This window comes from Amycolatopsis sp. cmx-4-61 (genome assembly GCF_046548775.1).
Classification (GTDB): Bacteria; Actinomycetota; Actinomycetes; order Mycobacteriales; family Pseudonocardiaceae; genus Amycolatopsis.
The window spans coordinates 1,000,942-1,025,775 of sequence record NZ_JAEBEI010000001.1 but is presented as its reverse complement, the minus strand read 5'-3'; the positions used below and the strand labels follow the sequence as shown (position 1 = coordinate 1,025,775).

General features: G+C 72.2%; 24 protein-coding genes and 1 tRNA gene. 13 read left to right on the top strand and 12 right to left on the bottom strand.

Annotated elements, in window-relative coordinates; translation table 11 throughout:
- Window positions 1–190: 190 nt before the first annotated feature.
- The 3 genes from ACLJOU_RS05050 to ACLJOU_RS05040 all read right to left on the bottom strand — a co-directional run bounded on the left by ACLJOU_RS05050 (window position 191) and on the right by ACLJOU_RS05040 (window position 4,391).
- Entirely contained in the window at window positions 191–2,077 is a 1,887-nt protein-coding gene (locus ACLJOU_RS05050) for a glycosyltransferase family 39 protein (RefSeq protein WP_410563576.1), read from the bottom strand.
- A gap of 81 nt (window positions 2,078–2,158) precedes the next feature.
- Complete coding sequence (locus tag ACLJOU_RS05045; protein WP_410563575.1) at window positions 2,159–3,664, bottom strand: sensor histidine kinase; 1,506 nt, start codon at window positions 3,662–3,664, stop codon at window positions 2,159–2,161.
- A complete protein-coding gene (locus ACLJOU_RS05040) occupies window positions 3,642–4,391 on the bottom strand; it encodes a response regulator transcription factor (protein WP_410563573.1) in 750 nt (249 codons plus the stop codon). The genes ACLJOU_RS05045 and ACLJOU_RS05040 overlap by 23 nt, the downstream gene beginning before the upstream one ends.
- 165 nt (window positions 4,392–4,556) lie before the next feature.
- On the opposite strand from ACLJOU_RS05040, the gene ACLJOU_RS05035 reads away from it, so the two are divergent.
- The 4 genes from ACLJOU_RS05035 to ACLJOU_RS05020 all read left to right on the top strand — a co-directional run bounded on the left by ACLJOU_RS05035 (window position 4,557) and on the right by ACLJOU_RS05020 (window position 7,428).
- A complete protein-coding gene (locus ACLJOU_RS05035) occupies window positions 4,557–5,171 on the top strand; it encodes a hypothetical protein (RefSeq protein WP_410563570.1) in 615 nt (204 codons plus the stop codon).
- 233 nt (window positions 5,172–5,404) lie between these two features.
- Window positions 5,405–6,559 carry a sensor histidine kinase gene (locus ACLJOU_RS05030; RefSeq protein ID WP_410563567.1) on the top strand — a complete coding sequence of 385 codons (1,155 nt, stop codon included), beginning with the start codon at window positions 5,405–5,407 and terminating at the stop codon, window positions 6,557–6,559.
- The gene (locus ACLJOU_RS05025; RefSeq protein WP_410563564.1) at window positions 6,556–7,221 is read left to right on the top strand and encodes a response regulator; all 666 of its coding nucleotides are present in this window, start codon (window positions 6,556–6,558) and stop codon (window positions 7,219–7,221) included. The genes ACLJOU_RS05030 and ACLJOU_RS05025 overlap by 4 nt, the downstream gene beginning before the upstream one ends.
- 9 nt (window positions 7,222–7,230) lie before the next feature.
- The gene (locus tag ACLJOU_RS05020) at window positions 7,231–7,428 is read left to right on the top strand and encodes a hypothetical protein (protein WP_410563562.1); all 198 of its coding nucleotides are present in this window, start codon (window positions 7,231–7,233) and stop codon (window positions 7,426–7,428) included.
- Here the strand turns inward: ACLJOU_RS05020 and ACLJOU_RS05015 are convergent.
- A complete protein-coding gene (locus ACLJOU_RS05015) occupies window positions 7,418–7,864 on the bottom strand; it encodes a nitroreductase family deazaflavin-dependent oxidoreductase (protein ID WP_410563560.1) in 447 nt (148 codons plus the stop codon). The two genes, ACLJOU_RS05020 and ACLJOU_RS05015, sit on opposite strands and share 11 nt — an antisense overlap.
- A 126-nt stretch (window positions 7,865–7,990) precedes the next feature.
- On the opposite strand from ACLJOU_RS05015, the gene ACLJOU_RS05010 reads away from it, so the two are divergent.
- Together ACLJOU_RS05010 and ACLJOU_RS05005 are read left to right on the top strand one after the other, a co-directional pair.
- Window positions 7,991–8,662 (top strand): TetR/AcrR family transcriptional regulator, encoded by a 672-nt coding sequence (locus ACLJOU_RS05010; RefSeq protein ID WP_410563557.1) that lies wholly within the window; start codon window positions 7,991–7,993, stop codon window positions 8,660–8,662.
- A 38-nt stretch (window positions 8,663–8,700) separates the two neighbouring features.
- A complete protein-coding gene (locus tag ACLJOU_RS05005) occupies window positions 8,701–10,230 on the top strand; it encodes a 3-hydroxyacyl-CoA dehydrogenase (protein ID WP_410563555.1) in 1,530 nt (509 codons plus the stop codon).
- 9 nt (window positions 10,231–10,239) lie between these two features.
- Here the strand turns inward: ACLJOU_RS05005 and ACLJOU_RS05000 are convergent, their stop codons facing one another.
- Window positions 10,240–10,911, bottom strand: a complete 672-nt coding sequence (locus ACLJOU_RS05000) for a L,D-transpeptidase (protein ID WP_410563554.1) — start codon at window positions 10,909–10,911, stop codon at window positions 10,240–10,242.
- A 220-nt stretch (window positions 10,912–11,131) separates the two neighbouring features.
- On the opposite strand from ACLJOU_RS05000, the gene ACLJOU_RS04995 reads away from it, so the two are divergent.
- Complete coding sequence (locus ACLJOU_RS04995; protein WP_410563552.1) at window positions 11,132–11,629, top strand: hypothetical protein; 498 nt, start codon at window positions 11,132–11,134, stop codon at window positions 11,627–11,629.
- Here the strand turns inward: ACLJOU_RS04995 and ACLJOU_RS04990 are convergent.
- Both ACLJOU_RS04990 and ACLJOU_RS04985 read right to left on the bottom strand, forming a co-directional pair.
- A complete protein-coding gene (locus ACLJOU_RS04990; RefSeq protein WP_410563551.1) occupies window positions 11,619–12,509 on the bottom strand; it encodes a serine/threonine-protein kinase in 891 nt (296 codons plus the stop codon). The genes ACLJOU_RS04995 and ACLJOU_RS04990 overlap by 11 nt on opposite strands.
- A gap of 8 nt (window positions 12,510–12,517) precedes the next feature.
- Window positions 12,518–14,212 carry a class I SAM-dependent DNA methyltransferase gene (locus ACLJOU_RS04985; protein WP_410563550.1) on the bottom strand — a complete coding sequence of 565 codons (1,695 nt, stop codon included), beginning with the start codon at window positions 14,210–14,212 and terminating at the stop codon, window positions 12,518–12,520.
- Between the two features lie 77 nt (window positions 14,213–14,289).
- On the opposite strand from ACLJOU_RS04985, the gene ACLJOU_RS04980 reads away from it, so the two are divergent.
- The 6 genes from ACLJOU_RS04980 (at window position 14,290) to ACLJOU_RS04955 (ending at window position 19,373) form a co-directional block, all read left to right on the top strand.
- Entirely contained in the window at window positions 14,290–15,033 is a 744-nt protein-coding gene (locus tag ACLJOU_RS04980; RefSeq protein WP_410563548.1) for a PP2C family protein-serine/threonine phosphatase, read from the top strand.
- A 44-nt stretch (window positions 15,034–15,077) separates the two neighbouring features.
- Window positions 15,078–15,162 (top strand) — tRNA-Ser (locus ACLJOU_RS04975).
- Between the two features lie 530 nt (window positions 15,163–15,692).
- Complete coding sequence (locus tag ACLJOU_RS04970; protein WP_003056176.1) at window positions 15,693–15,953, top strand: hypothetical protein; 261 nt, start codon at window positions 15,693–15,695, stop codon at window positions 15,951–15,953.
- A 5-nt stretch (window positions 15,954–15,958) separates the two neighbouring features.
- Window positions 15,959–16,204: a hypothetical protein gene (locus tag ACLJOU_RS04965; RefSeq protein WP_003056173.1), complete on the top strand. Its 246-nt coding sequence runs from the start codon at window positions 15,959–15,961 to the stop codon at window positions 16,202–16,204.
- Between the two features lie 35 nt (window positions 16,205–16,239).
- Window positions 16,240–18,969, top strand: coding sequence for an FtsK/SpoIIIE domain-containing protein (locus ACLJOU_RS04960; protein WP_410563544.1), 2,730 nt, complete (start codon window positions 16,240–16,242; stop codon window positions 18,967–18,969).
- Window positions 18,966–19,373 (top strand): hypothetical protein, encoded by a 408-nt coding sequence (locus ACLJOU_RS04955; RefSeq protein WP_410563542.1) that lies wholly within the window; start codon window positions 18,966–18,968, stop codon window positions 19,371–19,373. The genes ACLJOU_RS04960 and ACLJOU_RS04955 overlap by 4 nt, the downstream gene beginning before the upstream one ends.
- On the opposite strand, the gene ACLJOU_RS04950 is transcribed toward ACLJOU_RS04955, so the two are convergent.
- From ACLJOU_RS04950 to ACLJOU_RS04930, 5 genes are all read right to left on the bottom strand, one after another.
- On the bottom strand, window positions 19,370–19,735 hold the full coding sequence (locus tag ACLJOU_RS04950) for a YbaB/EbfC family DNA-binding protein (protein WP_410563540.1): 366 nt from the start codon (window positions 19,733–19,735) through the stop codon (window positions 19,370–19,372). The two genes, ACLJOU_RS04955 and ACLJOU_RS04950, sit on opposite strands and share 4 nt — an antisense overlap.
- Window positions 19,732–20,301 carry a hypothetical protein gene (locus ACLJOU_RS04945; protein WP_410563539.1) on the bottom strand — a complete coding sequence of 190 codons (570 nt, stop codon included), beginning with the start codon at window positions 20,299–20,301 and terminating at the stop codon, window positions 19,732–19,734. The genes ACLJOU_RS04950 and ACLJOU_RS04945 overlap by 4 nt, the downstream gene beginning before the upstream one ends.
- Window positions 20,301–21,503: a putative T7SS-secreted protein gene (locus ACLJOU_RS04940; RefSeq protein ID WP_410563537.1), complete on the bottom strand. Its 1,203-nt coding sequence runs from the start codon at window positions 21,501–21,503 to the stop codon at window positions 20,301–20,303. The genes ACLJOU_RS04945 and ACLJOU_RS04940 overlap by 1 nt, the downstream gene beginning before the upstream one ends.
- Window positions 21,500–22,231, bottom strand: coding sequence for a hypothetical protein (locus ACLJOU_RS04935; protein ID WP_410563536.1), 732 nt, complete (start codon window positions 22,229–22,231; stop codon window positions 21,500–21,502). Before ACLJOU_RS04935 ends, ACLJOU_RS04940 begins: the two co-directional genes overlap by 4 nt.
- Before the next feature lie 139 nt (window positions 22,232–22,370).
- Window positions 22,371–24,830 (bottom strand): endonuclease/exonuclease/phosphatase family protein, encoded by a 2,460-nt coding sequence (locus ACLJOU_RS04930; RefSeq protein WP_410563534.1) that lies wholly within the window; start codon window positions 24,828–24,830, stop codon window positions 22,371–22,373.
- Between the last annotated feature and the right edge of the window lie 4 nt (window positions 24,831–24,834).

The following is a 24,834-nucleotide window of genomic DNA, read 5'->3' as shown; positions in this document are numbered from 1 at the left end:
CGCCCTTTGCAGCCGAACGAGTGACCCTCACCCGAGTTCAGCCCGCGGGATTCCGGCTGAACGCACGCGCCGAAGCCGACCGCCCTCGGGGAAATCGAACACCTGTCCGGCTCCGCCGATACCGCACGGGTCTGGAATACGCCGGACGATTCCCCGACTGTTAACACGCCCGAAACAATTCATATTTCGATCAATTGACAGATTTGGTGAGGTCGTAAACGGTCGTGCCGCCGACGGTGAGCGGGGCGAAGTTCTGCTCGACCCACGCCTCGATCTCCCCGGCGGTCCCGCGGCCGCCGCCGAAGCCGCCGCGGCCACCGGCGACGTAGTAGCCGATGTCCCCGTCGGCGACGTACTGCCGGAACTGCGCCGGCGTCGGCGCCGGGTCGCTGCCGCTGAACCCGCCGATCGCGAGCACCGGCCGCCCGCTCGCCAGCGCCAGGCCCGCCGACTGCATCGCCCCGCTCTGCGCCGCGGCCCACTTCGTCGTCGTGCCCTTCAGCAGGTCGATCACCGCGGTGTCGGCCTGCCCCGCGCCGAAGCCGCGCGGGCCGCCGCGTCCACTCGCGACGGACGGCCCGGACGACGGCGTGCCCCCGGAGTGCGCGTTCGCCGCCGTGGCCAGCGTGTAGGACGTCGTCCCGAGCAGCGCGCCGCACAGGCCGAGCACGGCCACGACCGGGCCGAGCCGCCGGAACCGGTCGGCCCCGAAGAGCAGGCCGGCGACGGCGGCGGCGCCGGAGACGAGCAGCGCGTAGCGGATCCACGGCTGCCACTCCGGTGTCCGCGCGAGGAGGACGAACGCCCAGACCGCCGTCACCGCGACCATGACGGCGAGCACCGCGCGAGCCGCGAAGTTCGCCCGGCCGCGCCAGAGTTCGCGCGCGGAGATCGCCAGCGTGGCGGCGGTCCCGGGGGCCAGCGCGACCGTGTAGTACGGGTGGATGATGCCGCTCATGTAGCTGAACACCAGTGCGGAGACCACCAGCCAGCCGCCCCACAGCAGCAGCGCCGCCCGCGTGCGGTCGGTGCGCGGCGCGCGGCGCGTGAACCACAGGCCCGCCACCAGGCCGATGACCGCGGCCGGCAGCAGCCACGACGCCTCGCCGCCGAACTCGCCGGAGAACAACCGGGTCAGGCCGGCCTGGCCGCCGAACCCACCGAAGCCTCGCCCGCCGGCGGGCAGCTCCACCCCGGCCGGCGGGGTGAACGTCCGGCCGGTGCCCCCGCCGCCGCGTCCTTCGCCGAAGATCCGGCCGAGGCCGTTGTAGCCGAAGGCCAGTTCCAGCACGGTGTTGTCGGTCGAACCGCTGATGTAGGGCCGGTCCGCGACCGGCCAGAGCGCGACGGCCGCGATCCACCAGCCGGCGGAGACGAGGACCGCGCCCGCGGCGGCGAACAGCTGCCCGATCCGGCGGCCGAGCGAGGTCGGCGCCGCGACGGCGTACGTCAGCACGAAGGCGGGCAGCACGAGGAAGGCCTGCAGCATCTTGTCGAGGAAGCCGAACCCGATCGCGACCCCGGCCAGGACCAGCCACTTCGTGCTCGCGTGTTCCAGCGCGCGCACCACGCAGTAGCCGCCCGCGACGAGGAGCAGGACCAGGAAGGCGTCGGGGTTGTCGTAGCGGAACATCAGCGCGGCGACCGGCGTCAGCGCGAGCCCGGCCCCGGCGAGCAGCCCGGCACCCGGCCCGGAAAGCCGGCGCACGGCGAGGTAGAGCAGGCCGACCGACGCGACGCCGGCGAGCGCGTCGGGCACCAGCAGGCTCCAGCTCGAAAAGCCGAAGAGCCGTCCGGACAGTCCCATGATCCACAGCGAGAAAGGCGGTTTGTCGACGGTGACGACGTTGCCCGGGTCGAGCGAGCCGAAGAACAGGGCCTTCCAGCTCCACGTGCCGGCCTGCACGGCCATGGCGTAGAAGTCGTTGCCCCAGCCGGTCTTCGCCAGGTCCCACAGGTACAGCAGGCCGGTTCCGAGCAGCAGCGCGGCCACCGACGGCTTGACCCACCGGGGTTTCCGGGCGGCGGCGGGCGGCTGGGGCTGGGCGTGTCCGGGCGCCGACAGCGTGGTCGTCATGGCGTTCACCGTGTCGGCGCCGGATGTGGTGAACTTGTGCCGAAGCTGTGCGTCAGCTGTGCATCGGCGCCGACCGGGTGCTCACTGCGGCGCGGCCGCCGCGAAGGTGATCTCGAACTCCGTCCGCCCGGGCCGGCTCTGCACCGCGACCCGGCCGCCGTGCGCACCCACCACCGCCGCCACGATCGCCAGCCCCAGCCCCGTGCTCCCGGCCGCGCGCGAGCGCGAATTGTCGCCGCGGGCGAAGCGCTCGAAGATGTCCGGGAGGATCTCCGGCGGGATGCCCGGGCCGTCGTCGGCGACCCGGAGCCGGACAATTCCGTCCGAAGTGGACAACGTGGTGGTCACCGTCGTGCCCGGTGGGGTGTGCGTGCGGGCGTTCGCGAGCACGTTGATCACCACCTGGTGCAGCTGGCCCGCGTCGCCGAGGACGCCGATCGGCTCGCCCGGGACGTCCATCAGCCACTTGTGGTCCGGGCCCGCGACGTGCGCGTCCGCGACCGCGTCGGCCACCAGGCGGCACAGGTCCACCCACTCCGGCACCACCGGACGGCCCGAATCGAGCCGGGCGAGCAGCAGCAGGTCCTCCACCAGCGTCGTCATCCGGCGCGACTCCGACTCGACGCGGCTCATCGCGAACGCCACGTCCGGTGGCACCTGCTCGCCGCCGCGGCGGGTGAGTTCCGCGTACCCGCGGATCGCCGCCAGCGGCGTCCGGAGTTCGTGGCTGGCGTCCGCGACGAACTGGCGGACGCGGTTCTCGCTCGCGTGCCGGGCGGACAGCGCGTTGGCGACGTGCTGCAGCATCCGGTTCAGCGCCGAGCCGACCTTGCCGACCTCGGTGTTCGGGTCGGTGTCGGCCTCGGGAACGCGTTCGGACAGCGCCACTTCGCCGCGGTCCAGCGGCAGCTCGGAGACGCGGGTCGCGGTCGCGGCCAGCCGGTCGAGCGGCTGCATCGTGCGCCGGATCGTCGCCGCGCCGACCGCGCCCGCCACCAGGATCCCGGCGAGCGCGACGCCGCCGAGGATGAACCCGAGCTGCCAGAGCGTCTCGTTGACGTCCTTGAGCGGCAGGCCGATGACCGTCTTCTCGCCGCGGGGCGACGTCGTCGAGACGACGCGGTACTCCCCGAGGTTGCCGCCGAGGTCGATGCTGCGCTGCTTCCCGTCCGACGGCAGGGCGAGCAGGGCCAGCACCTGACTTCGCGGAATGTCCTTGAACGGCGCTTTGCGCCTCGACGCGCCCGCCGCACTCGAGTCGAGGACCCCGGCGGAGACCTGCGAGCCGATCTGGACGACGGCGAGCGTGCCCTCGCCCTGGCCGAGCACGCGCAGCGGGTCCGGCGGCGGCGCTTCGCCGTAGGGCCACGGCGACGGCCGTTCCCCGGCGTGCGCGGCGCGGTCGCTCGCCGCGGCCAGCCGCTTGTCCTGCTGGCCGACGAGGAACTCGCTCAGCGCGAACTCCGTGACCACGCCGACGACCAGGCAGACGAGCGCGAGCAGCGCCGCCAGCTGCACGATCAGCCGCCGGCGCAGCGACCACGGCCGGCGGGTGCGCTTCGGTTCAGCCGGCGGGTTTGAGGACATACCCGGCGCCCCGCATGGTGTGGATCATCGGCTCGCGGTCGGCGTCGATCTTCTTGCGCAGGTAGGAGATGTAGAGCTCGACGATGTTGGCCTGGCCGCCGAAGTCGTAGCTCCACACGCGGTCCAGGATCTGGGCCTTCGACAGCACGCGCTTGGGGTTGCGCATGAGGTAGCGCAGGAGCTCGAACTCGGTCGCGGTCAGCGGCACCAGGTCGCCGCCGCGGTGCACCTCGCGGCTGTCCTCGTCCAGCGTGAGGTCGCCGACGACGAGCGTCGACCCGCTCGCGCCGGTGACGCCGCCCGCCCGGCGCAGCAGCGCACGCAGGCGCAGCGCGACTTCTTCGAGGCTGAACGGCTTGGTGACGTAGTCGTCGCCGCCGGCGGTGAGCCCGGCGATGCGGTCCTCGACCGCGTCCTTCGCCGTGAGGAAGAGGACGGGCAGGTTCGGCGCCTCGGACCGCATCCGGCGCAGGGCTTCCAGGCCGCTGAAGTCGGGGAGCATGACGTCGAGGACGACGGCGTCGGGGCGGAAGTCGCGCGCGATCCGGACGGCTTCGGTGCCGTCGCCCGCGCTGCGCACCTCCCAGCCCTCCATCCGCAGGGCCATCGACACGAGCTCGGCCAGCGTCGCCTCGTCGTCGACGACGAGCACCCGCACCGGGCTCCCGTCGGCGCGGCGCAGGTCGGCCTTGCCGGGGCCGGGTGACGTGGCGTTCATAGCGGTCATGGTGCCACCTTCCCGGCCCGGTGTCGGTGTTCGCTGTGCGGTCGCTGTGCGTTTCCTGTGAAGGTTCGCGCGTTCGAGGCACAGCGCCCGCTGACGCTCCGCACAGCTCAAACACAGCCGCGGCGGCGAACCTGACCGGGACCAGTGTGGGCACCACCGGAGGACATGATGACGACCGAGCCGATGCCGAACACCCCGCCCGAGGGCGCCAACTGGGGCGACCCGGTCCCGGCCGCGCCGAAGAAGGGCTGGTCCGGCAAGAAGACGGCGATCGCGGCCGGCATCGCCGTGGTGATCGCGGCGGGCGGCGGCGCGGCGATCTGGGCGGGCACGAGCAACGCCGACAACACATCGCAGGGCCCCGGCGGCTTCGGCGGCCCCGGCGGCGGCCCGGGTGGCGGCCAGTTCCGCGGCCAGGGCGTGCCGGGAGGCGGCTTCGGCGGCGGAATGGCGGCGCTGAGGGAAGCCCTGCACGGCGACTTCGTGGTGTCGAACGGCAGCGGCGGCTATACGACCGAGCGGCTGCAGACGGGCGACGTGACGGAGCTGAGCGCGACGTCGGTGACGCTGACCAGCAAGGACGGCTACAAGCAGACGTACGCGCTGGACTCGTCGACCCAGAAGACGGGCGAGGTGAAGCAGGGCGACACGAACGTGACGGTGGTGGCCAAGGTCGAGGGCCAGACGGCCACGGCAACGTCGCTGGGCAAGGGCTTCGAGCCGGGCCAGCGCCAGCCGGGCCAGCGCCGCGGCGGCTATCCGACCCGCCCGACCAGCTGACACTCCACCGCTGTCCGACCGCGGGTCCCGAGCGCCCCAAGGCGGCCTTGGGTGCGTCTGACGCACCGAAGGCCACATTGGGTGCGTCACACGCACCGAAGGCCACATTGGGGCGCTCGGGGCCTGCGCGACCGGTGCCCCGGAGCCAGGGAACGTCCCGGTGCGGTGTCCCCTCCCGCCGCATCGGGGCGCTCCCGTTCCTCCCGATCCTCGGTTAGGGCACAGTTGCGTGTGTGCAGGACATCCGGGGGTCGCTGAGACGGCAGTCCCTCCTCGTCGCGCTCGTCTGCGTTGTCTGCGACGCCGCCCTCTTCACCCTTCGCGGGCCCCTTCCCGCAGGCGGGTGGCAGGCCTGGGTCGTGCTGCTCGGCGGGGTGGCCGTCAACGCCGCACTGGCCGGGGCCGCGCGGTACTCCGGGTGGGTGGCCCTCGCCCACGCCGTGCTCTTCGCCGGGGCGCCGCTGCTGCTCTGCACCTGCCAGTGGTACGTCACCGGGAACAACGCCGGCATCCTCATCGCCGGCTACCGGGCCGGGGCCTGGCTGCGGACGAAACCGGCCGTGCTCGCTCTCGGCGCGCTCCTCCTCGGGGTCGTCGCCGGCTGTCTCGAAGGCGGCGGGCGCGTCGCGCACGACTGGCGGCTCATCGCCATCAACGTCGGCGTCTCCGCGCTGCTGCCGTGGCTGGTCGGCCGGTACACGACCGCCCGGCGCGCCTACATCGCCGACCTCGAACGCGAAGCCGACGAACGCCGCCAGCACGAGGAAGAAGCCGTCCGGCGGGCCGTCCTCGAAGAACGCACGACCATCGCGCGCGACCTGCACGACGTCATCTCCCACCACGTCAGCGCCATCGGCGTGCACGCCGGCGCCGCCCGGCTCGGCCTGCCCGAGGGCGACGGGCCGGTGCGGAAATCGCTCGGCGCCGTCGAATCCGCGAGCCGCTCGGCGATGGCCGACCTGCGCCGGCTGCTCGACCTCCTGCACGCCGAACCCGGCGCCGAACAACCCGGCCTGGACAACCTCGACGAGCTGGTCGAGACCGTCCGCGCGGCCGGCCTGCCGACCCGGCTGACGCTGCGCGGCGAACCCCGCGAACTGCCCGGCTCCCTCGACGTCGCCCTCTACCGGATCGCCCAGGAAGCCCTGACCAACGCCCTGCGCCACGGCCGGGGCCCGGTCGAGGTCGAGCTGAACCACGGCCGCACCGAGGTCGTGCTCACGGTGACCAACGGCCTGCGCCCCGGCCGCGGCGAGGAGAAACAGCACGCGCACCGCGGGCTGGCCGGTATCCGCCGGCGTGTCACCCTGTTCGGCGGCCAGGTGTCCTACGGCGAGACCGGCGGGCTCTGGCAGCTGCGCACGACCTTCCCGGTGGAGAGCACATGATCCGCGTCCTGCTGGCCGACGACCACGCGATGTTCCGGTCCGGGATGCGCGCGCTGCTCGACACCCAGGCCGACTTCACCTGCGTCGGCGAGGCCTCCGACGGCCGCGAAGCCGTCTCCGAGACCGCCCGCCTGCGCCCGGACGTGGCGGTCCTCGACGTCCGGATGCCCCGCCTCGACGGCCTCGCCGCGACCGAGGCGATCCTCGCCGCGCCGGGCAACGACACGCGCGTCCTCGTGCTCACCACCTATGACGCCGACGAGTACGTCTACCGCGCGCTGCGGGCCGGCGCGAGCGGGTTCCTGCTGAAGAGCCTGGCGCCGGAGGAGCTCGTCGCGGCGATCCGGGTGGCCGCGCGCGGGGACGCGCTGATCGACCCCTCCGTGACGCGCCGGCTGGTGGCGAAGTTCGCGACGGTCCTCGAACCCGCGGCCGCCGAACCCCCGGAGCTGGCCCGGCTGACGTCCCGCGAACGCGAGGTGCTGCTGCTGCTCGCCGGCGCGTGCAGCAACGCCGAGATCGCGCGGAAGCTGCACGTCGGCGAGGAGACGGTCAAGACGCACGTGTCCCGCGTGCTCGGCAAGCTCGGGCTGCCCGACCGGGTGCACGCCGTCGTCTACGCCTACCGCCACAAGCTCGTGCCGGACGAGCGGCCCGCCTAAACTGGCCCCATGAGGCGGTGGATCACCCTTGCGGCCGGGGTCGTGCTCGTGCTCGTCGGCGCCGTCTGGGTGCTGCAGGGCATCGGCGTCATCACCGGCAGCTTCATGACCGGCCAGAAGCTGTGGTTCCTGATCGGGCTCGCCGCGGTCCTGGTCGGCGTGGTCCTGATCGCGGCCAACTTCACGCGGCGCAAACCTACTTCGTGAAGATCTCGAAGATCGGGTAGCCCGGCGCGATCTCGCGCAGCTTCTCGTCCGAGGCCTTGGCGTCGACGCCGTCGAAGAACACGCCGACCTCGAACTTCCAGCGCTTGAGGTAGGCGCGCAGGATGCCCGGCTTTTCGTCGTGGCCCAGCTCGCGGAAGGTGAACGTCTCGACGCGGCGCCCGACGCGCAGGGTCCCCTGGCCAGCCGCGCGCAGGTTGCGCACCCACTGCGTCTCGCCGCGCGGGGCGACGAGGTAGCGCACGCCGTCGACGGTCAGCAGGTTGACCGGCACCGAGCGCGGCTCGCCGCTCTTGCGGCCGACGACGGTCAGCACCCGGCTGCCCCAGACGCTCACGCCCAGGTTGGTCAGCTTCGCGACCAGCTCGTTGAACGCGTTGGTCGACTTCTTCGGCTTGATGTAGCGGGTGCCGGTCATGGTGTCCTCCGCGGTTTGGGAGAGCAGTGCTCTCGGTTAAGAGCAGTGAACACGAGAGCGCTGCACCGTGTCAAGAGCAGTGCTCTCTATTTTGTGCGGTGCTCTCGTCGTGGCACACTGATCTCCATGACCGTCTCCCGCACCGCACGCGAACGTGCCCGCGCCGAACTGACCCAGGAGATCAAGGACGAGGCCCGCCGCCAGCTCGCCGAGGTCGGCGCGCAGGGGCTCTCGCTGCGCGCGGTGGCCCGGGAGCTCGGCATGGTCTCGTCCGCGATCTACCGGTACTTCCCGAGCCGCGACCGGCTGCTGACCGACCTGATCGTCGACGCCTACAACGCGATCGGCGAAGCGGCCGAGCAGGCGGACCCGGGCGAGGGCACCCCCCGCGAGCGTTGGGTGGCGATCTGGCAGGGCACGCGCGACTGGGCCCGCGCCCACCCCCACGAGTACGCGCTGATCTACGGCTCGCCGATCCCCGGGTACGCGGCGCCGCAGGACACCGTCGTGCCCGCCTCCCGCGTCGCGCTCGCCCTGGTCAAGGTGCTCACCCACACCGAGCTGCGCGACATCGACGGCGAGGTCCCGCCCGAGCTGCGCGCCCAGGCCGAGACGCTCACGAAGGCCCTCGGGATCATCGCCGGCCCGGAAACCGTGACCCGGCTGCTCATCGCGTGGACCCAGCTGTTCGGCGCGATCAGCTTCGACCTGTTCGGCCAGTACGTCGGCAGTGTCGACCCGGCCGACGTGTTCTTCGCCCACTCGGCGAGGCGGATGGCGGAGTTCGTCGGCCTCTAGGCTGGGGCGGGAAGTCCAACGGCGGAAGGCGGCACGACGTGACGGGGTGGGCCGGGAAGGTCGGCAGGATCCGGGTGGTCGGCACCGGGGTGATGGGCCGCGGGATCGTCCAGCTGGCCGCGACCGCGGGGGTGACCGTCGAGCTGGCCGACGTCCGGCGCGAGGCCGTCACCGAGGCGATCGAGTACGTCGGCGGGATGATCGACAAGCTCGCCGCCAAGGGCAAGCTCACCGGTGACCCGCAGGCGGTGAAGGACCGGCTGGTGCCGGTGGACGCCCCCGACGCGCCCGCCGACGGGGTCGACCTCGTGGTCGAAGCCGTCCGGGAAGACCTCGCGACGAAGCGTGCCCTCTTCGCGGGCCTCGAGCGCGTCTGTCCTCAAGAGACGGTGTTCGCCACGAACACGAGTTCGCTGTCGGTCACCGAGATCGCCGCCGAGCTGGGCGAGCCCGGCCGGCTCGTCGGGCTGCACTTCTTCAACCCCGTACCGCTGATGCGCCTGGTCGAGGTGGTCCCCGGCGCGCGCACGCACGCCTGGCTGCCGGGCGAAGCGCTCGAACTGGTCAAGATCTGGGGCCACGAGCCGGTGCTGGCCAAGGACGCCCCCGGGTTCCTGGTCAACCACGCCGGCCGCGGCCTGAACACCGAGGCGCTGCAGATCCTCGCCGAGGCGCTGGCCGAGCCCGCCGACGTCGACCGCATCGCCCGGGACGTGCTCGGCCTGAAGCTCGGCCCGTTCGAGCTGCTCGACCTGACCGGCCTCGACGTCTCGCACGCCGTGCTCGAAAGCATCTGGAGTGGCTTCCACGGCGACCCGCGGCTGCGGCCGTCGTGGCTGACCCGCCCACGCGTGGCCGCCGGGTTGTTCGGGCGCAAGAACGGCGAGGGCTTCTACGCCTACGCCGAGGGCAAGCAGCAGGTGGCGGACGAGGCCGCCGCCCCGCCGAAGCCGTCGAGCCCGGTGTTCACCGCGGACGAGCACCTCGCCCGCGCGCTGTCGGCCGCGGGTGTGCAGGTGGTGTCCGACGCCTACCCGGACGCCGTCCTGCTGGTGCCGCTCTACGGGGAATCCACAGTGGACGCCGCGACCCGCGCCGGGCTGCCGCTGGACCGGGTCGCCGGTGTCGACCCGCTGGGCGGCTACGAACGACGGCTGACGATGTCGGTGCACCCCGGCCTCGACCCCGCCGTGGGCCGCGCCGCCTGGGGTGCGCTGGCCGCGACGGGCCACCCCGTGACGGTCGTCCGCGACGGACCCGCCCCGGTCGCCCAGCGCCTGCTCGCGTCGATCGTCAACACGGCCTGCTTCATCGCGGGCCAGCACCTGGCCACCCCGGCGGACATCGACACGGCCGTCCGCCTCGGCCTCGGCTACCCGCGCGGCCCGCTGGCCTGGGGCGACCTCGTCGGCGGCGACGTGGTGCTGCGCATCCTGCGCGGCCTCACCGCGGCGACCGGCGACCCCCGCTACCGGCCGAGCCCGTGGCTGACCGAGCGCGTCGCCCTCGGCCAGCCGCTGACGGCGGCCGGGACGACACCCTCGGACCTGCGTTCGGCCGCGGAGTGAGCGGGCGGGTTACGGGACGACCTGCACGACGTCGCCGATGTGCAGCGTGTTGAAGAACTTCAGGGACGCGCCCGCCGACAGGTGGATGCAGCCGTGGGAGTACACCGAGAGGCTGCCCGTGTGGAAGGCGTCGCCCGGGTAGAAAAACACCGAGTTCGGCATCTCCGCGTTGTCGAATTCCTTCGACAGGTGCATCTTTTCCTTCGACAGCACGTGGAACGTGCCGGTCGGGGTCGGGTTGCTCTTGCGGCCCGGCAGCATCGGCACCGGTCCGTAGACGACCTTGCCCGCCTGCAGGATCCACGCCTTGTGCGCCGAGATGTCGACGCAGGCCGCGGTGCCCGGCGCCGCGGCCGCCGCCGCGCACGGGACGTCCGGGTTCGCCGCGGGCTGCGGCTGCGGTTTCGGCTGCGGTTTCGGGGTCGGCTTCGGCTTGGCCGAAGTACTGGTCGGCGCCGGCTTCGGCGTCGTGGACGCCGGGGTGGGCGTCGACGACGGCACCGTGACGGTGCTGACCGGCGTGGAGGTGGTGCTCGAGGTCGTCGGCGTCCCGCCGCCGGTCCCCGCCGCGGCGACGGCTCCGCCGCCCGCGTTCGCCCCGCCGGCCGAGCCCCCGCCGGAGCAGGCGGCCAGCACGAACGCGGTGGCCAGCGCGGCCGCTCCCGCCAGAAGCCTCTTCACGATCCGGTACCCCCAGCTGTCTCGATCATCGCGTTTGGACACCGGTAAAGACGATCGTCACCCGTTCGAGGTTCGTCGGCGAAGGTCACGATTTGGCCAGCCGGCCTCCACCCGGGGGTGGAACCGGCGGATCCACCCGGGTCCGATCCGCGGGCCGACGCGTTCCGGGCGCCGTTCGCCGACGCTGGGAGCGACCTTCGAAACCCAGGGGAGCCCCGGAATGTCCAGCGTCCTGCTCTACGCCGCCATCACCGCCCTCGTCCTGTACCGGGTCGTCTACCAGCAGGTCAGAGGCACGTTGCTCAGCCGAAGGGCGCTGGTCACGATGCCGCTGCTGCTCGTGGCGGTGGGCGGGTTCCTGGCGCTGGAAGCGCTGCCCGGCGCGTCCGCGGCCGAGCTGGGCCTGCTCGCCGCCGACCTGCTGCTGCTCGCCGGGCTCGGTGTGCTGCGCAGCACCACGACCACGCTGACCGCGCGTGACGGCTCGACGTTCCAGAAGGGTTCGGTCGTCACGATCGGGTTGTGGGCGCTGACGGTCGCGGTCCGGATCGGCGTCGTCGCGCTGGGTACCGCCCTCGGCGTCACGGGGCCGCTGACGTCGGCGTCGGTCGCGCTCAGCCTCGGCCTGAGCATCGCGGTGCAGAACGCGACGACCTACCGGCGCATCCGGCGCGGCGGCCTGCCGCTCGCCGACCGGCGCCCCGCGTTCAGCCGCTGACGCGGCCCAGCATCCGCGCGTACATCCGGCCCGGGCTGGGCACCGACGGCGGGACCAGGAACCCCGGCAGCGGCGGCAGCCCGCCGACGAACGCGCCGAGCCGTTCGTACAGCACGGCGGCGCCGGCCGGGCGGCCTTCCGGATCCTTCGCCAGCATCTCGGCGAGCAGCGCGTTCAGGGGTTTCGGGACGCCCGGCACCGGCGGCGGCAGTTCCTTGACCTGCCGCTCGAACACCGCGTACGCGGTCGGCCCGTCGAACAGCCGCCGCCCGGTGAGCATCTCGTGCAGCACACAGCCCAGCGCATAGAGGTCGCTGCGCGGTTCGGCGCCGCCGCGCTGGATCTGCTCGGGTGCCATGTACGACGGCGTGCCCAGCAGCTGCCCGGCCCGCGTGAACTGGGCCGCGTCGGCTTCGCGGAGCACGGCCAGCCCGAAGTCCATCACCTTCACGCCGCCGTCGGGGCCCAGCATCAGGTTGGACGGCTTGAGGTCGCGGTGGCAGACGGCGAGCGCGTGGGCGGCGGTCAGCACCGCGCACGCCTGCGCCGCGATCGCCGCGGCCCACGGCACCGGCAGCGGCCCGTGCTCGGCGAGCAGGTCGGCCACCGTGACACCGTCGACGAACTGCATGACCTGGAACAACCGGTCGTCGTGGGTGCCGTAGTCGTACAGCGTCGGGACGCCGGGGTGGTCGAGCGTCGCCAGGATGCGCGCTTCCCGCGCGAAGCGGGCTTCCAGTTCTTCGTCCCGGCCCGGCAGCCTGAGCAGCTTGATCGCCACGCGGCGGCCCAGCCTGCGGTCGTACCCGCCGTGCACCGCGCCCATCCCGCCGCGGCCGAGCGGCAGCTCGTCGAGCTCGTAGCGGTCGGCGATCAGCATCCGTTCCCCTAGTGGCCCGGCCTGAGCCGTCCTCCGACAAGTCCCGCGAAGCCTAGCCGGACCAGCTCACGGCCCGTTTCCGCCGCCTGGCGAAGGACGTCGTCGAACTCCGCGAGTTCCTTGAAGACCCCGCCGTACTCGCGCTGGACGGCGAGCGGGAGCCGCGGGATCCGCACGCGCCTGCCGTCGATCCGGGTGGACGCCGACGCGGCGGGCAGGTCGGCCGCGCGCAGGCAGCCGGCGAGGAAGTCCGCGTCCAGCCGGCCGGCGTCGACGCGGTACACCGTGAGCCCGGCGCCCACCGGCCGCGGTGGTCCACTGTGGACGTACGCGATGCCGGTCACCGACGCGACGACGTCCCCCGGCTCGGCGAGCGGGTGCTCGGCGTCCGCGCGCACCGGCGCGTACCTGACCTCGACGACCCCGGCCTTGACCAGCTCGCCGATCGTGGTGAACGCCGGTTCGGCGTCCGCCGCCGCGAGCGGGGGCAGCTGCGGGGCCAGTTCCGCGAACCGGGCCCGCACGGCCTGGAAGGCCTGCCCGGGGTCCTCGTCCCGGGCGCGGCGGCGGGCCGGCGTGAGGTCGACGTCGTCGTCGAGCAGGTCGATGATGCGGACGCCGGATTCCGGGCGCGCGCGGAACTCCTGCCACATTTCGTCCACTGTGGACAGGTCGTCGCCCGCTTCGCCGAGTAGCACGGTGGACGGTGCACGCTCCCCGGGCGCCGGCCGCCGCAGCAGCCAGAGGTCGGGGCCCGCGGGGGTCAGCGTGACGACCGCGCGGACCGCGCCCGCGCGCAGCAGGTTGCCGCGGATGCGCTTGCCGCTGCGCCGGCCGGCCGCCGCGCCCGGCATCAGGATCGCCACCGGGCCACCGGGTTCGACGTGGGCGAGGCAGTGCTGCACCCAGGCGAGCTCGGGTTCGCCGCGCGGGGGAAGGCCGAATTCCCAGCGCTCGTCGCCGACCAGCTCGTCGTGACCCCAGGCCCGCTCGTTGAACGGCGGATCGCACAACACGGCTTCGGCGGTCCGGCCGGCGAAGGCGTCTTCGCGCAGCGCGTCGACCGCGTGGACCTCGGTCTCGATGCCGCGCAACTTCAGCCGCAGGGCCGCGATCGACGCCGTCATCGGGTCGCTGTCCTGGGCCAGCACGGTTTTCGCGCCGCTCGCCAGCGCGAGCGCGCCGAAGCCGCACGCGGGGTCGAGGACGGTGGACACCGGGCCGGCGAGCCGGGCCATCAGCTCGGCGACCGGTTCCGGTGTGGCCGACAACCGCCGTGAATGCGCCTCGAAGTACCGGCGGCACACCAGCTCGAACGCCTCGACCGGTCCGGCCTGGTGCGTCAGCTCGCCGAGCAGGGTGAGCAGTTCCGGGTCGCCGAGTTCGCTGTCGAAGGTGTCGGAAAGGCCGGCCTGGTAGGCGAAGAAGCCGCCGGCGCGGCTGACCCGCTCGGCGAGGTCCAGGTCGTCGCCGAGGGCGCGCAAGCGCTGCCACGCGCGTTCGCCGGCGCTCAGCTCGAACTTCTTGCCGCGGGCGCGGAACCAGCCGGCGACGGCGGAGAGGCCGAACAGCGGGCTCGACGCCGTGCCACCGACCGGCTGCGGGAAGTCGGGGTACCGGCGGCGCCAGTTGCTGACCGCGGCGCGGCCGACCCCGGCCAGCCGCGCGATGTCGGCCGCGCTGACCGTGGCATCGTCGTCCATGGCGAGGACTCTATCGGAGGATGCTCCATTCAGCCGAGACGCTTGTGAACTCAGTCAACCAATGCTTTCATGGGGGCATGACACACGATCGGTACGTCCTGCGGTACGCCGCGGGGTCGGACGTCGGCAAGCGTCGCCGGGTCAACGAGGACGCGGTGTACGCGAGTTCCCGCCTGCTCGCCGTCGCCGACGGCATCGGCGGCCAGCCGCACGGCGAGGTCGCCAGCGCGACGGCGGTCGACGTGCTGCGGGAGCTCGAGATCGACCTCCGGCGGGTCGATCTGACGAACGTGGACCTGGCCGCCACCCTGGCCGGCGTGGTCAAGTCGATCGACGAACGGCTGCACGAGGTGGCCTCGCAGGAGCCGTCGACCGAAGGCATGGGCACCACGCTGACGGCTCTGCTGTTCGACGGTGTCGAGTTCGCGGCGGCGCACATCGGCGATTCCCGCGGCTACCTCCTGCGCGACGGCACCCTGCGCCGCCTGACCCGCGACCACACGCTGGTGCAGGCCCTGGTCGAGGACGGCCGCGTCGCCGCGGAGGACGCGGAGTCGCACCCCCGGCGTTCGCTGCTGATGAAAGCGCTGCAGACGGCGGGCTCGGGCGACCCGGACATCTGGACGTTCCAGGCGCAGCCCGGCGACCGCTACCTGCTCTGTTCGGACGGTTTGAGCGGCCCGGTCTCCGAAGCGACCCTGCGCGACGTCCTGGCGGACGGCGCGGAGCCGACCGAGGTAATCCCGGAACTGATCCGCCTGGCCAACGAAGGCGGCGGCCCGGACAACATCACGTGCGTGGTCGCCGACGTCACGGCCTGACCCACCTTCGGGGGCGCCGGAGGCCATCCGGTAAAGTCTCCGGCGGAGGATTGGCCGAGCGGCCTAAGGCGCACGCTTGGAAAGCGTGTTGGGTTCACGCCCTCGCAGGTTCGAATCCTGTATCCTCCGCGCTTGAAGCAGACGAGACGCCGGGCAGCCTTCGCGGGCCGCCCGGCGTTTCGTCGTCTTCCTCCCCTTCGCTCGCTGAGTCCGCCGTCGCGGCGCGACCCACCGTCGGTATGAGCCGGATACGGTTGCGCGGCACTTTCGGCCCACTCGAACATGAAATGCCTTCGGCGCTGCGGAATTCTTTGCCTGTACAGGGAGTTACGAACAGGGCTGATCGAAGGCTGTTACTCCGGTCGCGCTAGTCTCACCAGCACCTCGCCCGCCCCCTGTCGAGAAAGGCCAGTAGTGGCACGACAACCGCTCTGACCTGGGGTAGCGCTGGCCGGCGACTTCAGTGTGCGGTACTGGTGCCGGGACGACCCCCGCACAGACCGTGATTGGCTCGGCCCCGGACGTTCCCACGTCCGGGGCCTTGCTGATTGCGGGCCCGCGATCACTCCGCAAAGTCTGATGATCACGCTGAGTCGCTGGATCTGTTTCAATGGAATCCGTCCCCGTACGACACCCAGATTTCGAGGAGTAGAGGCCCGATGGCCGGAGTCGAAGAGATCCGCGCTGGCATCGCGCTCGCCAACGAGAAGGCGTCCGCGAGCATCGCCGCCCTGCAGCAGGCAGCGCAGTCTCTCGAAGAAGCCCAGCAGTCGCTCGCACAGGCGACCCAAGGGAGCAGCCAGCACGAAGTGAGCCAGGCGCACGGACTCCTGGCGGAAGCCCTGCAAGGCATCAACGGCTTGCAGAGCACCGTCCAAGCAAGCATTTCCTCCGCCGACTCCTACTCGGCGCGTCTGTAAGCCGGATGACGCTCGCCGAACTCCACCAGCTGCTCACCGCTGCCGTCACCGGGCTCGCCGACGCGCGCGCCCACTCCGAACGGGCCACGAGCCTGCTCGGAGAAGCACGGCAAGCTCTCGTGGATGCCCAGGCCAAGGCCGATCCCTGGCTTCCTTCGCAGTACGCACAGGCCGGCGAGGGGCTGGACCAGCTCCTCGTCCGCCTGCACGCCGCCGAGGATCTGGTGAGCGGATACCGGTCGCGCCTGTAATCCTTCTAGGGGACCACCTTTTCTTGGGGACGCCGATGGCCAACAGATCAGCCGAGCAACGCAACCGCGTCGAAACCGCACTCGACCGGGTCCGCCATCAGATCGGACTGGTGCTGGGCGCGGCGGCCGGGGCACGCCAAGCCGCGGAAGCCGACCTCGCCAAGCTCCAGCTGGAGCGGGACATCGTCAAGGTCGGCATGAACCACGCCAGTGCCGAGCAGCAGAACGAGTGGTCCCGCCACCCCGCCGCGCACGAAGTGTTCGCCGCCCTCGGCAGCGTGCGAAGCGCTTTCTACACCGACTGGAGCCAGGGGCCCGCCACCCTGCGGGAACTGGTCGCGCAGAACGCACCCGGCCCCGCCGGGCTGCCACCGGGCGACTGGCTCGGGACGGTCGGGCACCACGCGGGACTGACGTCGCCGGGGCTGTGGCGCGTCGGCTCCGCGACCGCCGCCGGGGGTGACGCGACCCGCACGTTCGACGTCGCCGTCCCGTTGCTCGACGAGTCGCACCTGGCGATCACGTCGGCGCCGAAGACGCGGCCGGTGATCGACGGCATCGTGCAGAACCTGCTGGTCCGCGTGCTCTCGACGTTCGAACCCGGCGCGGTGCGCGTGCACCTGTGGGACATCGGGCAGCTGACCGCGATCCTGCCCGACCTGTACCCGCTCAGCCACACCAGCGCGCTTTCGCTGTACGACCCCGGCCGGCTGGAGGACCTCCTCGACGAGCTGGCCGGCCACATCCGGCGCATCCACGCCAGCTGCATGTCCGCCGGCTACACGTCGTTGCGGGAGATGCGGAAGGAGACCGGGCAGCGCGGCGAGCCGTACCGCATCGTCGTGCTCTACGGCAACGGCGAGACCCTGGAGCCCGAACGCGCCCGCGATCTCAAGCGCGTCGCGAGCGGTGCGCTGGCCGCCGGCATCTGCCTGATCATGGTCGACGTGCCGACGGCGGTGAGCGCGCCCGTCGAAACGCTGAGCCTGCTCGACGACCGGCACGCGGTCAGCAGCATGACCGGCACCGACCTGGTCGTCGACCTCGATCCCGCGATGCCGTCCGCGCAGGTGATCCGCGCCGTCGACAAGATCGCCAAGGCGCTGATCGCCAAGCAGGGCGGGCCGCGGTCGTTCGACGACCTGCTGCCCGCGGAGCTGGGCCGGGAAAACTCCGCGCGGGAACTGCGCGCCCCCGTCGGGTTCTACGAGGGCGAGCCGATCGAGGTCGTGATCGGCGACGCGAGCCCGCACGCGCTGATCGGCGGCCCGTCCGGCTCGGGCAAGACGAACTTTCTCTACGCACTGCTCGGCAGCCTCGCCGCCCGGTACGACCCGGGGGAGCTGGCGCTGTACCTGCTGGACTTCAAGGAAGGCGTCTCGTTCGCCGGGCTGGCGCCGGGACGCAAGGACGCGAGCTGGCTGCCGCACGCGCGGCTGGTCGGCGTCAACGTCAACACCGACCGCGAGTTCGGCCTGGCGCTGCTGAGGTTCCTGGCCGACGAGCTGCGCCGCCGGTCCGCGGCCGCGAAGGAACACGAGGTCACCAACCTCGCCGACCTCCGCGAAGCCGACCCGGGCGGGCACTGGCCGCGGATCGTCGCGGTGATCGACGAGTTCCAGTACCTGTTCGCGGGCCGCGACCAGGTCACCAACACCGCGACGCAGCTGCTGGAGGACATCGCGCGGCGCGGCCGGTCGCAGGGCATCCACATGGTGCTGGCCAGTCAGGACGTCGCCGGCATCGAGGCGTTCTGGGGCAAGCCGGCGGTGTTCGAGCAGTGCACGCTGCGGATCGCGATGCCGAAGGCGCGACGCGTGCTGGCCGAGACGAACAACGCGGCGGTGTCGGCCCCGAAGTGGCACGGGGTGATCAACCACGACTCCGGTGTCGCGCACGGCAACCAGCTGGCCCACATCCCGGACGCCAGCAGCAAGAACGTGTTCGTCCGGCTGCAGCACCGGCTGTGGGAGGAGTACGCGGGCCACTTCCCGCGGCCGCGCCTGTTCGACGGCGCGCATTCGCCGGTCCTGGAACAGTTCCCGGCCTACCTGGACCTGAAGCCGAACTCGAAGCCGCGGGCCCTGCTCGGCCAGTCGATCGACGTGACGGAGACGGCGTGCGGCGTCGACCTCCCGCGCGCCCCGGGGCGCAACGTCGCGGTGCTCGGCTCGGCGACCGCCGAGGCGCTGTCCATCATGGACTCGGCGGCGCGGTCGCTGTCCCGGCAGTACGAATCCGGCGAGGTCGAGTTCCTGCTGAACTGCCCGATCGAGTCGTGCGCTGATGCGGCGATGGAGCTGGCTTCGCGATTGCGCGCGGACGGTCACGCGGCGACGCTGGTCGACGACCTGACCGGCGTCCTCGAGTCGATGACCGGCTCGATGTCCGGCGGCGCGAAGGTGCTGCTGCTGTACGGCGTCGACGCGGCACTGCCCGCGTTGGAGGCCAAGGCGGTCGGCCAGCTCAAGAGCGGTCTCGACCACCTGCGTGTGGTGCTCAAGCAGGGGCCCGGCCACGGCATCCACACGATCGGCTGGTGGCGCAGCATCGCCCGGCTCAAGGACACGCTGGGCTTCGCCGGCACCGACGACATCGGCACGTGGGCGGCGCTCGACGTCCAGGGCAACGAGCTGTCGCCGTTCGCGGCGGGCCAGGTCGTGCACTGGTCGCCGCGGCCGGGCCGCGCGCTGTTCTTCGACCGCACCACCCACGGTGCACCCGAAGTGATCATCCCGTTCCAGCGTCCGGAGAACGCGCAATGACCGACGACGGCGCCACCGCGGCCATGCGGTACAAGGAGATCATCGCCCTCTCCCGGGGTTCGGCGGAGAACCTGCGCGAGTGGGAACTGGCGCGCGCCGAAGCCCTCGAGAAGGAGATCGAGGCCGCGACGGCCGCGATCGAGGTGGCGGTCGAGCGCGAGACTCGGGCAGCCGAACGCGCAACGCGCTGGTGGAAGATGGCGCTGCACAACATCCAGGGCCTGCCCTGGCTCGCCCCGGGCGACGCCCCACGCCCGGTCCCCACCGCGCGCGCGGCCTACCTCGAGCGGTACCTCGAGGAGGTCAAGCCCAGTTACCAGGAGCTGGTGCAGGCGGTCCTGGGCCTGGGCTGGCGGGCCAAGCGCGCGGCCGCGAAGCGGGGCGAGCAGCCGCCGCCGGCCTAGACGTCGAAGACGGTGTCGTAGGGATCGTCGTCCTCCGCGGGGGCTCGCCTTCGCGGTGGTGGCGGCGCTTGCTTGGGTGGCGGAGCGCTGGGTTTCACCCCGGCGGCCACGGCTTCCCGGATGGCAGCGGTGATCATGCGGCTGAGCGTGACGGCGTCGAACCGCAGGGCTTCGGGCGCGAGCCGCACTTCGCTGACGATTCCGTCCGGCTCGGCGAGCACGGTGACGCTCCGGTCCGGCGAGACGACGGTCGTGTGCCCGTGGCCGGCGATCCCGGCGAGGAGGCGCTGGTTCTCCGCCTTGCGGTCTTCGATCTGCTTGAGCTGCCAGCGCATTTCGTCGATGAGCTGTGCGTTGTTCATGCGATCTCCCCGCTGCGGAGGCTCCAGGCGACCCTCGCCGTCGCCTCGGCGACCGCCGGCCAGGCGTCCTCCGATTCCGCGACGACCGAGAGGATCACCACGGACCGGCCGTCCGGCAGCGGGATCTGGTACTCCGCCTTGATCTGCGTCCGGACGTCCCGCTCGGGCAGGTGGAACTCCCCGCCGCTGATGGCGACGATCGCCGGGCCGATCGGCAGCCGGACCGGCTGCACCACCGCGCGTTTGTGCCGGCCGCGGTACTCCTCGGCCATGGCGGCGACCAGGGCGTCCCGGCTGCCGGGCGCGGTCTCCGGCCACTGCGCCACGCCGAGCGTCAAGGTGGCGACGTCACCCTTCCGCGGGCCGACGGCGAACTTGCCGAACACGCGGATGCCGTTGGCCTGCATGGTGGGCACCAGGGCCATCAGGTAGCTGCCGAACTGTTCGACGCTGGCGGTGGACGCGACGGTTTCGGCCACCATCCAGGCGTGGCCGCGGTTCAGCTTGTCGTCGGTGCCCACCGGCATGCCCGCGAACCCGGGCGGCAGGTCGATTTCCAGAGGCATCAGTTCCACACCTCGTCTTCCGCCCGCGCACGGCGGCGCTCCGGCGCGTTGTCGGCCTGCATCCCGGCGTCGACGGCGTTGACCCCGGCGACCACGGCCCACGGAGCCGGACCCGCGACGAGCGTTCCGGCGACGACGGCCGCCTGGCCCATGTCCTTCGGTACCCAGTAGTTCTGGAAGTCGTCCCACGGGCTCTCGAAGTTCTTGCGGCCGGCCACTTCGCCGATCCCCTGGTTCACGAGGAAACCATAGGTCGCGACCTTGATCGCGGCATCGGGCACCACGTCCGCGGCCCCGGCCAGCGACGTGACCGCGCCCGCCACGTCGAAGATCAGCGTTTCCGTCGACACGTCGGCTCCGGCCTCCTTGGCCAGCGCGTGCCCGCTGAGCGCCGCGAGCCCCAGCCCGGTGGCCACGCCGCTCGCCACTTCGCCGACCGGCGGTGGCAGGAAGTCGCTCAGGACGCCGAGGCCGTTGCCGATGTCACCGAGCACGTCCGAGACCTTGGCGACCACCTCCGCGTGGTCCTGGACGAAGTTCCACGCCTCGTCGACCCCGTCGGCGAGGGTGTTCGACAAGTCGACAAGTGCCCCGCCGACGGCGTCGTCGAGTTTGTCGAGCAGGTCCGGCTCGTCCGGGGCCGGTTCCTTCGCCTTCCGCAGCTCTTCGGCGACCCGGGCCGCGGCTTCCGTGTGCTCCTGCTGCAGCTGCTTCGCCGCGTCCTGGACGTTCTGGCAGCCGTCGATGGCCGCCTGGAGCTGCCGGCCCGCGTTGTCGAGGAGGCGCTGGGCGAGCTGGAGGGACTGCTGGTCCGGGAACGTCCGGTTGGCTAGCGCCAGGTCCGGGTTCGCCCGCGCCTGCTCGGCCGCCTGGGCGGCCGCTTCCGCGCGCGCCTCCAGCTCGGCCGCGCGTTTCTGCAGGTCGCCGAGGGCGTGAGCCCAGCCATCGAGCGCCTCGGCGGCTCGGCTCATCGACTTGGCGGCACCATCGAGGTAGTCCGGCAGCGGCCCGACGCGGCGGGCGAAGGCTTCGCTCGCCTCGCCTTGCCAGACGCCCTGCTTCCGGACGATCCGGCGGAGCGAATCGTCGGCTTCGGTGAGGTCGTCGCCGACGGCCCGGTACTTGCCGGCCAGGTCGGTGATGCCGTCGAGGTCACCGGGCGCCGGGTCGAAGCCCAGGGCCGGGAAATCGCGGGCGGTCACCGGTCGAGACCGTTCAACAGGTCGGTGATGCCGCCGGTGGCGCCGCCGCCGACCGGCCGGTCGCCCGAGTTCTCGCGCTCGGCCAGCCCATCGATGCCCGGCACCCCACCGGTGTAACCACCACCGACCGGGCCGTCACCGCGGTCCACGCTCGGCTCGGCCAGCCTCCCGATACCCGGCACCCCGCCGGTATATCCGCCGCCCACCGGCCCCTCGTCCGGATCCGCGCCCGGCTCGGCCAACCTCCCGATACCCGGCACTCCACCGGTATACCCACCACCCACCGGCCCCGCGCCCGGCTCCACCGGCCCGCCGATACCCGGCACCCCACCGGGGTCGCCCCCAACCGCACCCCCGGCAGGCGGCCCGACCTCGGGATACTGCCCCCGAGCCGCCCCCGTGCGCCCCTCGCCCGAAGGATCACCCAGCACCGCCGAGCCGAACCTCCCCAGCTCGTCGCCGAACTGGGCCTCGATCTGCTCGTACTTCTGCTTCGCCGCCTTCAGCCGCTCCGTCACGCCCGAAGCCGCCTTGCCCAAGCGGTCGATGCCGAAGCCCCAGGCCTCCTCGAACTCGCCGCCGGCCTTGCCCAGCTCCGCCGTCCCCAGCGAGCCGAACGCACCGCCGCCGCCGAGCTTCTTGTTGGCCTCGGTCATGCGGTCCGCCGCCGTGCCGAGGTCGTCGATGAGCTTGCCCAGCTCGTCGATCTTCACCGCGTACCCGTCCACGCCACCCTCCCCGTGTGGTCCCATCACACCGTAAGACGGCCGCCGACGCTCCGCGGTTTCGTCGTCACCCGAAGGTGTCACCACCAAAAAAAGCCACCTCCGGGCGAGGTGCCCGGAGGTGGCTCCACAGCAGTGAGATCTAGAAGATCCGGTCCAGCCAGTCGAGGAAGTCGTAGAGCGCGTCCTCGACCGGGTTGCCCGCGCCCGGCCGGAACCGGACCACCTGCGGGTCGTGGTCGCTGGCCTGGTCGGCGAACTCCGCGTTGATGTGGACGACGTCGTAGTCCACCCCGCGCGGCGCCTTCGACGCCAGGATGTGGTCCAGCACCTGGGACTGGCCCTCGAAGACGTAGCTGTACCGCTCGGCTTCGGGCACCGACGCGATCAGGTCCTTCAGCGCGCCACCCGCGGTGAGCGTCTGGACCGCCGGCGAGAACGGGTAGTCGTTCAGGTCACCCGCCACGATGATGTTCGCGCTGCGATCGGCGGCCAGCACCGAATCCACGAACCCGCGCAGCACCGTCGCCTGCTTCGCCCGCTGCACCTCGGAACTCCGGGCCGGCGGCTGGAACCGGCCGTGCGTCGGCTGGTCGCCGCCCTTGGAGTTGAAGTGGTTGGCGATGACGAAAACCGTGCGGCCCTTGAAGACGAACTCGCCCGCCAGCGGCTTGCGGCTCGTCGTCCAGGCTTCGTTCGCCGGGTCGACCCGGCCCGGCGACGTCGTCAGGTGCACCTTGCCGTGCTCGCGGACGACGCCCACCGCGGACGTCGGCGTCCCACCCGGACGGTCCACAAAGGAGACGCGCGCCGGGTTGAACAGGAACGCCACGCGGATGTTGCCGCCCGGCTGGCCGCCGTCGGAGTCGTTCACCGGGTCGATCTCGCGCCACTGGTAGCGCGGGCCGCCCTTGGCCACGATGGCGTCGGTGAACTTCTGCAGCGTCTGGTCGGCCGCGACAGTTCCGTCGTCGGTCGCGCCCGTGTTGTCCTGGATCTCCTCCAGGTTCACGATGTCCGGCGTCGCCAGGTGCGTCACGATCGCCTCGCCGAGCCGGTCGTACTTCGCCTGCGGGTCGCCCGGCGCCAGGTTCTCGACGTTGTACGTCGCCACCGCGAGCTCGCCGGTCCGCTGCTTGCGCGTGGTTTCGCCCTGCAGCCCGTTGTCCTTTTCGGTCCCGAGCACGCTGGCGAACAGCGTGTAGCCGCCGAAGTTGCTGTATTCGACCGGCCCGGACGTGGTGCCGGTCAGCACGTCACCGACGTTGAGCTTCGGGAACGGCCGCTCGGCGAACGGGATCAGCGACGAAACCTTCATCACGCCGCTGTTGAGCTGGTCGTACCCGAGGTAGACGCTGCCGCCGCGCACGGACCGGTGCTGGTCCGGCTTCGACGTCACGTACAGCTCGTTGAACGTGTTCGTCGGGCCCACGACCCGCGCGTCGCTGATCGAGACGATCTCGCTCTCGTGCGCCTCCCAGAAGTCGAGCGCGTACTTCGACGGCTCGAGGGTGAGCGGCTCGATGTTCCCGCCGGGCGACGGCGCGTACGTCTCCGGCACGGTGTCCGGGTTCAGCACCGTCGGCGCCGGGAGTGCGTTCCCGTGCGAGCCGACCGTCCACTGTGCACTGCTCAGCTCGGTGAGCGACTGGTAGTTCGACGTCGCCGGCGCGTCCGGGTAGAACTCGCGGACGGTGCCGGTCGCGGTCACCGCGTCGCCGACCGCGACGGCCGGGCTCGTCGAGCCGGTGAAGACGAACAGGCCTTCGCTGGTGCGCGGGTCGTTGTCCGGGTTCGGGTCGGTGAGCCAGAAACCCCGTGACGAACCGAAGGTCCGGGTGGCGGTGACGACGCCGGTGACGTCGCCGACCTTCTTGTCCTTGAACGGCGAAATGCGCGTGGTGCCCTGGATGTCGTGGATCTTCGCCGGGGTCGGCGCCGGGCCGGTGTCCCCGCCCGTCGACTCGCCCGCGGTGTTGGTCGGGGTCGGCTCGCCGGCGGCGAAGTCGGCCGCGTTGTCGTCGGTGTCGGCCAGTGCCGTGCCGCGCGCGACGGACGTCGTGTTCGACGGCGCCGCGGCCGGGTTGCCCTCGCGCACGGTCGCCGAGCCGAAGCCGACGAGATCCTTGATCCGCGCGTCGGCCGCGCAGTCGGCGGCGGTCTTGCAGGTCAGCGCGGTCGTGCCGGAGACGAGGGCGATCGTGCCGGCGGTGGCCGACAGCGCGATCGTGCCGGTCGCGTCCGGTGTGGGCAGCGCGACGGTGCCGCCGGAGCCCTTGCCCTCGGCGACGAGGTAGCGGCCGCCCGGCGCGACGCTGCCGGTCAGCGGCGTCACCTGCCACGTGCTCGACGGGCTCGCCGACCCGGGCAGGTACTGGACGCTGAAGCCGGCCAGGCTCGCGGCGGCCGCGCCGCGGTTGGCGAGCTCGACGAAGTCGCTGGTGAGCGTCGCTCCGGAGTTGCCACCACCGCCGTAGACCTCGGCGATGACCGCGTCGGTGCTGGGTGTGGCGAGCGCGGCCGGTGCGGCCACGCCGCCGAGCACCAGGCCCGACGCGACGGCCACCGTGAAGGCCGCCTTGGATCTGTGGGTCTTGATCACCCTG